Raw genomic sequence first — 9,783 nt, forward strand, 5'->3', positions numbered from 1 at the left:
TTATTAATTATGGAAAATTTGGAATTAAATCTTTTTTACACTGTAAATATATGTATTAATATTACTAGCACCTATATCTTTTATTTAAACGCAAAAAAACATCTAACAAACGTTAGATGCTTTTGGCGGAGAACAAGGGATTCGAACCCTCGCACCAGTATTATCCAGCCTACTCCCTTAGCAGGGGAGCCTCTTTAGCCACTTGAGTAATTCTCCACTTATGGCGGAGAGACAGGGATTCGAACCCTGGGTACGCTCACACGCACGCCGGTTTTCAAGACCGGTGCCTTAAACCAACTCGACCATCTCTCCAAGACAAGATTTATTATATCAATGCCCAATAATTATGTCAACACATTTTTAAAATTTTTTTTTATTTTTTTTATTTTTTAATAATCTTCACTTATTACTTCTAATTTTCCACTTTCAGGATCCATTATTAAACCATGCACTTTTACATCTTTAGGTACCAATGGATGTTTTTTTATTAACTCTATACTTTCTAATACTGAATGTTCTATAGAATCAAACCCATGTAACCACTTCTTTATATCTATACCTGAGTTCGTCAATGTTTCTATTGTTTCTCTCGATACCCCACGTTCAACTATTTTATTAATTGTAGTTTCACCATCTATAGTGCTCATTCCACATCCTTTATGTCCAATTACTAATACCCCATCTGTATTAAATTCATAAATTGCAACTATAATACTTCTTATTATACTTCCAAATGGATGCATTATAGTAGCCCCTGCATTTTTTACTATTTTAGCATCTCCATTTTTCAAATTAAGTGCCTTTGGTAATAATTCCATTAATCGTGTATCCATACAAGATAAAATTACTAATTTTTTACCTGGATATTTTGTTGTTTTGTATTTCTCATATTCTTTATTTTCTACAAACATTTTATTATACTCTAATATTTCATTTAACTTATTCATACTTACACCCCAATTTATAATTTTATATAAAAAAAAAAGTCTTTAGCTAATGCTAAAGACTTATGGCGGAGAGACAGGGATTCGAACCCTGGGTACGCTCACACGCACGCCGGTTTTCAAGACCGGTGCCTTAAACCAACTCGACCATCTCTCCTCGGAACAATTGTTATTATATCAACGTATAAATACTATGTCAACACTTTTTATTAAATTTTTTTATTTAATTTTATGACCACTCATTCCAGCCTTATAACTTTCTAAAAATAACTCAAAACTCTTATCTATAATTTCACTTATATTATTTTCTTTATTCATCTTAAGTAACTCTATTGCTGTTTCTACAGTACATAGATTTCCATCTTCTTGTCCTCTTCGTAAGCTAAACTTTGAGCTTCTCTCTATGTCTAAAGATATTATAGGTAAATCCTTTAAGTAATTGCTTTTTCTTATTATCTTCCAAGCTTCTTTCCATGTTCCATCTACAATAATAAATACAGGTATACTATTACTTTTACTATATTGAATTTTTCTTTTTTTCATTTCTTCATTAATAATAGGAAATATCAAATATGTGCTATAAATATTACTATTAATATAGTTTAAAACTTTTTCTGCAACCTCTCCTCTTTTCCATATAATTATTTCAGTAGATTTTGGATTTATTAGTTTTAATAAATTAGCTGTATTCGTATTTCTATATACTTCTCGTTCACTAGATAAAATTATAAACTTAGCTTTTGTTTCAACCTTTTTTATACTATTGCATATGCAGGTTATAACTGGTAAACCACACTCACTACAATTATTACATACCTTAGTTATTTGCTTTTTATTTATCATCTTAAAACCTCTTAATTACATATCTTAATAACTACATAATACTACATCTAACTATTAATAAAAAATGGTAAAGTAAGACTAAAATATTTTCTTACTTTACCATTCCTATTTTATACTAATATCAATATATTAATTTTATTTTTTTATTCAGATAATTGTCCGTGTTTTTCATAATTAGTAATTCTACTAATTTTATTTTCATCATCAACAAAAACAACCTTTGGCTTATGATTTTTTACTTCCTCTGTCTCTAAATCAGCATAAGCCATTAATATTATTTTATCTCCAACTTGTACACATCTTGCAGCAGCCCCATTTAAGCAAATCATACCTGACCCTCTTTCACCAGCTATCGTATATGTTTCAAACCTAGCTCCATTATCTATATCAACAATATGAACCTTCTCATATTCATATATTCCTGCTGCATCTAATAAATCCTCATCAACTGTAATACTGCCAACATAATTTAGTTCAGCTTGTACTACTGTTGCTCTGTGTATCTTTCCCTTTAACATATTTACCTTCATTGTTCTTCTCTCCTTGCTATAACTCATACGTAAAATTATCTATTAATCTAGTTTTTCCTATAAATACAGCTATTGCTACTAATACTGATTTATTAATTTCTTCAACTTTTTCTAAAGAACTACTATCTACAATTTCTACATAATCAATTCTTGCTAATTTTTCACTCTTAATACTATCTTCTATAATTTTAATTATGCTGGCACTATTTCTTTGTCCATTTTGAATTTCTTCTTTTCCAAGCATTAATGACTTATTTAAAATAGTAGCAGCTGCTCTTTCCTCTTCTGATAGATAAGTGTTTCTTGAACTTTTAGCTAGTCCATCTTCTTCTCTAACTATAGGACATCCAACTATCTCAACATCAATATTTAAATCTCTTACCATCCTTTTAACTACTGCTAATTGTTGAGCGTCTTTTTCCCCAAAATAAGCTCTATCTGGTGCTACGATATTAAATAACTTACTAACAACAGTGCATACACCTCTAAAGTGTATAGGCCTACTCTTACCGCATAATCCATTTGTTAATCCATTCATATCAACAAATGTAGAAAAATCATTAAAATACATTTCCTCATTTTCTGGATGGAATATAAGATTAGCTCCTGCCCTTTCGCAAATCTCACTATCTCTTTTTAAATCTCTAGGATAACTAGCTAAATCCTCTTTAGGCCCAAATTGAATAGGATTTACAAATATACTTACAACAACTTTGTCATTCTCTTCTGATGCCTTTTTAATAAGACTTTCATGACCTTCATGTAAATACCCCATTGTTGGAACAAAACCAACCTTTAATCCTTGTGATTTCCATTCCTTTACGGTACTTCTTACATCATTTATCCTTTCAACTACTCTCATTTTTCTTCCCCTTTAATATAATTTTTCAATTACGTCATCATTTATTTTAAAAGAATGTTCTTCAGCTGGAAAAACACCATCTTTAACTTCTTCAATATATTTTTTAAACGCTACATTCATCTTTTCACCTAAAGTTTCATATTTCTTAACAAATTTAGGCGTAAAATCACTATACATTCCTAACATATCTTGATAAACAAGTATTTGCCCATCACATTCTACTCCAGCTCCTATACCTATTGTTGGAATAGATAGTTTTTCAGTTATTATAGCTGCAAGCTTAGCTGGAACACATTCTAATACAACAGCAAATGCTCCTGCCTTTTCTACCGCTAAAGCAGCTTCAATAAGATTTTTTGCAGCTTCTTCATCTTTACCTTGAACCTTAAACCCACCAAATGCATTAACTGATTGTGGTGTTAATCCAATATGAGCCATAACAGGTATTGAAGCCTTTACTATTGCTTCTATTTTATCGCAAACTTCAATTCCACCTTCTAATTTAACAGCTTGTGCTCTTCCTTCTTTAATTAATCTTCCTGCATTAACTACAGCATCATAAACCGATGTTTGATATGACATAAAAGGCATGTCCCCAACTACTAAAGTGTTTTTAGTTCCTCTTGCTACAGCTCTAGTATGATGTATCATATCTTCCATAGTAACTGATAATGTATCCTCGTATCCTAAGCATACCATTCCTAATGAATCTCCAACTAAAATCCCATTTATTCCAGCTTCATCAATTATCTTTGCTGTAGAGTAATCATATGCTGTAAGCATAGTAAGCTTTTCTTTCTTTTCCTTAGCTTGTTTAAATGTAACTGCTGTATTTTTCATAACCTATTCTCCTAAATATTCATCTAAATTTTTATAATCTCTATTTGAGTTTTTTACCTTTGCTATCTTTAAAATATTCTTTGATAATAACTTATATAATTCTTTATCTTCTTCTCTTAAAACATTTAAATGATTAATTACAGTAACTAAATCGCCTCTTTCTACCGGGCCAGTTAAACTATTAATTGTTCCTTTTTCCCTAATATTCTTTAGGTTAAATTCAATTAATGGATAAAGAGCTTTCATAGCCATCTCCTGACTAAAACCACATTCTTCAAGATAATTAATACCATTATTAATTAATCCTAAAACAAGATTGCTGACAGTTACTGATGCAGCATGATATAAAGCCTTATTTTCTTTTGAAATAATAGCTACATCATTTCCTAATTGAGAAAAAAGCTGCTTAAAAAATTCAATATGTTTTTTATGTCCTTCAATTGTAATAAATGCTTGAGATAAATTTTTATAAGAATTATATTTGTCTGAAATAGCAAACATGGGATGAATAGAATAACCATAGGCACCATGATTATTTATATTTGAAAAGATTTCTGAAGAAATAGAGCCACTACAGTGGCATATTAATTTATCTTTGATAGATAATTTTTTGATTTCACTCCAAACAACACTAATTTCGCTATCAGGTGTCGTAATGAATATAGTATCACTATCTTTTATTAAATTTTCTAAATTATTATATTGCTTTGTATTAGTAAAAATTGCAGCTTCTCTAGATGAATGCTGGTTTTTACTATAATATCCGCTTATGTCTATATTATTTTCTTTTAGATATTTTCCTAAGGAAAATCCAACTTTTCCTGCTCCAATAAATCCAAATTTTATATTTATCACCTCCATAAGAGTGTGACACTACTTAGTCCCATTCAAAATTGATATGAGCTATTTCTTTTCTTCTTAAATTTTCAAATATATTATATATGGTGCGGTTTAATTAAAATACCACCCATAATAAATCTAACATATTCCTAAAATTTGTCAATACTTATTGATTAGTAAAGCTTTTATCTTATATAAAATAAAAATGAGATATGAGAAAATTATTATTAATTATCTCATATCTCATATATATTATTATTTTATAACTGATTTTCCACCCATATATGGTCTTAAAGCTTCTGGAATATTTACTGATCCATCTTCATTTAAGTTATTTTCTAAGAATGCAATTAACATTCTAGGTGGTGCAACAACTGTATTATTTAAAGTATGTGCAAAGTATCTTCCGTTTTCTCCATTTACACGAATCTTTAATCTTCTAGCTTGAGCATCTCCTAAATTAGAGCAGCTTCCAACCTCAAAGTATTTCTTTTGTCTTGGAGACCACGCTTCAACATCAATAGACTTAACCTTAAGATCCGCTAAATCTCCTGAGCAACATTCTAATGTTCTAACAGGAATATCTAAAGAACGGAATAATTCAACTGTATACTTCCATAACTTTTCAAACCATTCTTTACTTTCTTCTGGCTTACAAACAACTATCATTTCTTGTTTTTCGAATTGGTGAATTCTATAAACTCCTCTTTCTTCTATTCCATGAGCACCTTTCTCTTTTCTAAAGCATGGTGAATAACTAGTTAAAGTTTGAGGAAGAGATTCTTCTTTTAATATAGTATCAATAAATTTACCTATCATAGAATGCTCACTTGTACCTATTAAGTATAAATCTTCACCTTCTATCTTATACATCATTGATTCCATTTCAGCGAAACTCATAACACCAGTAACAACTTCACTACGAATCATGAATGGAGGTATACAGTAAGTAAATCCTTTATCAATCATGAAATCTCTAGCATAAGATAATATTCCTGATTGTAATCTAGCAATATCACCCATTAAATAATAGAATCCATTACCAGCTACTTTTCTAGCTCCATCTAAATCAACACCATTTAATTTTTCCATTATTTCTGTATGATATGGAATTTCGAATTCTGGAACTACAGGTTCACCGAATTTTTCAACTTCTACATTTTCACTATCATCTTTTCCTATTGGAACACTTGGATCAATAATATTAGGAAGAACTAACATTATATTTTTTATCTTTTCTTGAAGCTCAGTTTCCTTAGCTTCTAATTCAGCAAGACGATTAGCTTGTTCGTTAACCTTTGCTTTTAATTCTTCAGCTTCTTCTCTCTTTCCTTGACCCATTAATGCACCAATTTGCTTAGAAATTGTTTTTCTATTAGATCTTAATGAATCAGCTTCTTGTTGTGTAGCTCTGCTTTCAACATCTAAAGCAATAACTTCATCAACTAATCCAAGTTTTTGATCTTGGAACTTATTTTTAATATTTTGTTTAACTATTTCTGGATTTTCTCTTACAAATTTTAAATCTAACATAATATCCTCCAATTGTTTTTATAAATTATTTTCGTGTATAAAAAAAGAGCTCTTATCCCACATAAGGGACGAAGAACTCCGTGTTGCCACCCTAATTGATAATAATGCATATAAAGATACATTACTATCCACTCTTTACAAAACTAACGGGTTTATCCGTACTGCTCATCACAGTCCCTCCAAGGTGGATTCATAAAACATTGCTATCAGTTCACACCAACCACTGACTCTCTTAAAACAATAATCTTATTACTAGCCTTTTCAACGGTTTAACTAAATAATTTATTATAATATATTTAATATATTATAATCTCCTACTTTTTGTCAATATCCCTAGTACAAATTATATCTACACCACTATTTAATATATTCTTACATATAATACTTCCCATTTTTATAGGAATACTTACATATAATCTACTAACAACTTTTGACATTTCAATCCATAGCTCTCTTTCTACCTCAGCACTACTTTTAACAGGAATAACCTTAAACCTGTCACTACCTTTTACCCTTACTACTGATGTAAATATATCTTTTTTCCCCATAATATACTCCTACTATACTTCTTTAAATTCCTTTATTCTACCAGAAATTATATTAGAATTTTTTGAGTCATCAACTATATCTGTAATCTTTTTATCTAATTCTCTGGCTAAGATTTGTATTATTCTTTCATTACAATATGAACCATGGCAATTTCCAAATCCAGCACCTGTTCTTCTTTTAACTCCTTTAACAGTTCTTGCACCTAAAGGTCTTCTAATAGAATCAACTATTTCTCCTTCAGATACATTATTGCACATGCATATAATCTTTCCATATCTTTTATCTAATTTAATTACTTCGTTAATTTCATTCCTATTCATTTCTCTAAATCTATAAAATTCACGACGTTTATCAATGAAATTCTTTTTCAATTTGCAATTTAAACTACTGCTAATAGTATCACATAACATCTTAGCTATAGCTGGTGCTAATGTAACTTTACCATAATGCGTACCAATTACACTTATATAGCCTTTATCTATTTGCTGTTCATCAACAACTATAGAATCTTTATCATAGCTTTCCCTAAATAAATTATTTATATTTCCTTTGTTTAAGTTCTTTAATAATTTACTAGCATAATTTAAATTATCATCTAAACTTGTTTTTTCAATACTTTTTATACCAACTAATGACCCACCATTTAAAACTGGTGTTGAAACAACAAATGTATCTTTATCAAAAGTTTTCGTTACTATTCTTTCTAATTTATTTTCGTAATTATCATCAAGTAAAATATAACTCATATTTTTAAATGAATTTATATCATTTTCTGTATCCTTTTCTTCTACTATACCTTTTTCATTTATATAAATTTCATTTGCTATTGTATTAATAACTACCTTACATGAAAATTTATTTTTATTTGTAACAACTTTAAATCCCTTTGTTATATTTTGAATAGTTAATACTTCTTCTTCTAATCTAAAGTTAACACCGTTATCAGATGCAACTTCAGCATATGCTATTGCTAAATCATATGGCGCTACTATTGCAACATTTTGTGAATATAACCCCTTCTTTATTGATGTATTTATATTAGGCTCTATTTCATATACTTCATCTGGTTCTACTAAATAAACGCCATCTATGCCCCTTCTAATAGCTCTCTCATACATTTCACCTAATTTAACTACTCCATTATCATCATTAACTACTCTTAACGATCCAATTCTTTTAAAAGGTACATTAAACTTCTCACATAAATCTTCCAATAATATATTTCCTATATACTCCAATCCAGCCATTACATTATTAGATGTTTCAGAACCATCATATACTATAGAAGTATTAACGAAAGATACATCATCAGCAATATCATATTCCTTTTCAATTACAGCTATATTTAAATTATATTTAGATAATTCATAAGCAACAGCACATCCAATAATACCGCCACCTAAAACTAAAACATCATAATCCATAATCCAATTCCCCTAATTTATAAAATAAATCCCTTTTCTTTTAATTCATCCTTTATTAACTGCATATTCTCATCAGAATCAGCAGATATTGTGTGAAGATGTATTCCATCAGTAAGTACTGATAATGGCTTTGCCTTTATATCTTCTAATGAAGCTCTAAACTTATTTAAATCATTAAGATTCTTTATTCTTAATGCTCCACATATCTCTCCATAAATAGGATGCTCAACTATTACATCTTCTATAATGCCTCCATATTTAACTACAATCTCCATCTCATTAAACATTTCATCATCATTATGTTTTACTGCTATTATTGATTTTACCCTACTATTATCATCATTAATCATATAACCATCTGGTGTCGCTATTATATTATTTCCTTTAGCTCTTAATATAGCTATATCCTTAACTATTATTTGTCTGGTAACATTAAAATTTTCAGCTAATGTTGTACCTTTAATTGCTCTTTTTTCTTTTATTAATATTCCCATAATAGCATTTCGTCTTTCATCAGCTTTCATAATTAATCCCATCCTTTAATTTCTATTATCACTTTCTCTTATTATCTCTAGCAATTTATTTCCTACTACATTGTTATTGTGATGATATCTAACTGTATCTAAAAATTCTTTATCATATACATTAAATTGTTTTAATAAATTAGCTCCCTTTTCAGCATGATTATAATAAGAGTCTACAGCCTTAATAGTGTTATATTTTTTTAATTTACCCTTACTTACTTTATTAAGTATTACTAAAACTGATTTTTCAACTATATTAAGTCCATATTCTCCTTTTCCTATATCATGAAGTAATGCAGCTCTTGCAACTCTTTTAGTATTTAAGCCTTTATCTTTTGATAAATTAACCGCATCTTTACTTACTCTAATACAATGTTGCTTATCCATTTTCTTTAATCTATTAAACAACCTTTTTTCTTTCTTATTTAAAAATTTGTTTACATAGTCCTTATCAATATCTTCCGATAATGATTTTATTGCCCAAAAAAATTGTTTTACTCTATATAACACGATTTTTACCACCTAGTTTTTAACATATATTGTAATATACATTCATATTTATAATACCACTATTAGATAAAAAATAAAGTCTAAATAATATTATTCATATATTTTTTATAATAAACGCAAAAAAAGCTACGAAATAAATCGTAGCTTTGGTGGAGGTAAAGGGATTCGAACCCTTGACCCCTTGCGTGCAAGGCAAGTGCTCTCCCAACTGAGCTATACCCCCAAATATGGTGGACCTTCAGGGACTCGAACCCCGGACCTACCGGTTATGAGCCGGTTGCTCTAACCAACTGAGCTAAAGATCCTTATATTACCTGGCAACGTTCTACTCTTCCACACAGTCCCCCGTGCAGTACCATCGACGCTGTAGAGCTTAACTTTCCT

The 9,783-nt window shown here is 29.4% G+C and carries 11 protein-coding genes, 5 tRNA genes and 1 other annotated feature; all 16 genes read right to left on the minus strand.

Features of this window, described 5'->3' with window-relative positions; all coding sequences use genetic code 11:
* Positions 1-123: 123 nt before the first annotated feature.
* The 16 genes from HCG70_RS14090 to HCG70_RS14165 all read right to left on the minus strand — a co-directional run bounded on the left by HCG70_RS14090 (position 124) and on the right by HCG70_RS14165 (position 9,704).
* Positions 124-216 (minus strand) — tRNA-Ser (locus HCG70_RS14090).
* 5 nt (positions 217-221) lie between these two features.
* Positions 222-312, minus strand: a tRNA-Ser gene (locus tag HCG70_RS14095).
* Between the two features lie 77 nt (positions 313-389).
* Complete coding sequence (locus HCG70_RS14100; protein WP_221697891.1) at positions 390-947, minus strand: carbonic anhydrase; 558 nt, start codon at positions 945-947, stop codon at positions 390-392.
* A 63-nt stretch (positions 948-1,010) separates the two neighbouring features.
* A tRNA-Ser gene (locus HCG70_RS14105) sits at positions 1,011-1,101 on the minus strand.
* Positions 1,102-1,163: 62 nt separating this feature from the next.
* Positions 1,164-1,787 carry a tRNA-uridine aminocarboxypropyltransferase gene (locus tag HCG70_RS14110; RefSeq protein ID WP_055275440.1) on the minus strand — a complete coding sequence of 208 codons (624 nt, stop codon included), beginning with the start codon at positions 1,785-1,787 and terminating at the stop codon, positions 1,164-1,166.
* Between the two features lie 143 nt (positions 1,788-1,930).
* Positions 1,931-2,317, minus strand: coding sequence for an aspartate 1-decarboxylase (panD, locus tag HCG70_RS14115; protein WP_042402790.1), 387 nt, complete (start codon positions 2,315-2,317; stop codon positions 1,931-1,933).
* Between the two features lie 16 nt (positions 2,318-2,333).
* A complete protein-coding gene (gene panC / locus HCG70_RS14120; RefSeq protein ID WP_042402792.1) occupies positions 2,334-3,179 on the minus strand; it encodes a pantoate--beta-alanine ligase in 846 nt (281 codons plus the stop codon).
* Between the two features lie 12 nt (positions 3,180-3,191).
* Positions 3,192-4,019: a 3-methyl-2-oxobutanoate hydroxymethyltransferase gene (panB, locus tag HCG70_RS14125; protein ID WP_042402795.1), complete on the minus strand. Its 828-nt coding sequence runs from the start codon at positions 4,017-4,019 to the stop codon at positions 3,192-3,194.
* 3 nt (positions 4,020-4,022) lie between these two features.
* Positions 4,023-4,865: a DUF2520 domain-containing protein gene (locus HCG70_RS14130; RefSeq protein ID WP_323731758.1), complete on the minus strand. Its 843-nt coding sequence runs from the start codon at positions 4,863-4,865 to the stop codon at positions 4,023-4,025.
* Between the two features lie 249 nt (positions 4,866-5,114).
* Positions 5,115-6,392, minus strand: a complete 1,278-nt coding sequence (gene serS, locus HCG70_RS14135) for a serine--tRNA ligase (RefSeq protein ID WP_042402801.1) — start codon at positions 6,390-6,392, stop codon at positions 5,115-5,117.
* 61 nt (positions 6,393-6,453) lie between these two features.
* Positions 6,454-6,666, minus strand: a binding site (T-box leader).
* A gap of 40 nt (positions 6,667-6,706) precedes the next feature.
* Complete coding sequence (locus HCG70_RS14140; protein WP_042402805.1) at positions 6,707-6,940, minus strand: DUF1667 domain-containing protein; 234 nt, start codon at positions 6,938-6,940, stop codon at positions 6,707-6,709.
* 12 nt (positions 6,941-6,952) lie between these two features.
* Entirely contained in the window at positions 6,953-8,365 is a 1,413-nt protein-coding gene (locus HCG70_RS14145) for an NAD(P)/FAD-dependent oxidoreductase (RefSeq protein ID WP_221697892.1), read from the minus strand.
* Positions 8,366-8,382: 17 nt separating this feature from the next.
* Positions 8,383-8,889, minus strand: coding sequence for a transcription repressor NadR (locus tag HCG70_RS14150; protein ID WP_042402812.1), 507 nt, complete (start codon positions 8,887-8,889; stop codon positions 8,383-8,385).
* A 15-nt stretch (positions 8,890-8,904) separates the two neighbouring features.
* Positions 8,905-9,399, minus strand: a complete 495-nt coding sequence (locus HCG70_RS14155; protein WP_042402816.1) for an HDIG domain-containing metalloprotein — start codon at positions 9,397-9,399, stop codon at positions 8,905-8,907.
* Positions 9,400-9,546: 147 nt separating this feature from the next.
* Positions 9,547-9,622: transfer RNA gene (locus HCG70_RS14160), tRNA-Ala, on the minus strand.
* Positions 9,623-9,627: 5 nt separating this feature from the next.
* A tRNA-Ile gene (locus HCG70_RS14165) sits at positions 9,628-9,704 on the minus strand.
* Positions 9,705-9,783: the final 79 nt, after the last annotated feature.

Origin of the sequence: Clostridium sp. K04 (assembly GCF_019734375.1) — a bacterium.
Lineage (GTDB): Bacteria > Bacillota > Clostridia > Clostridiales > Clostridiaceae > Clostridium > Clostridium saudiense.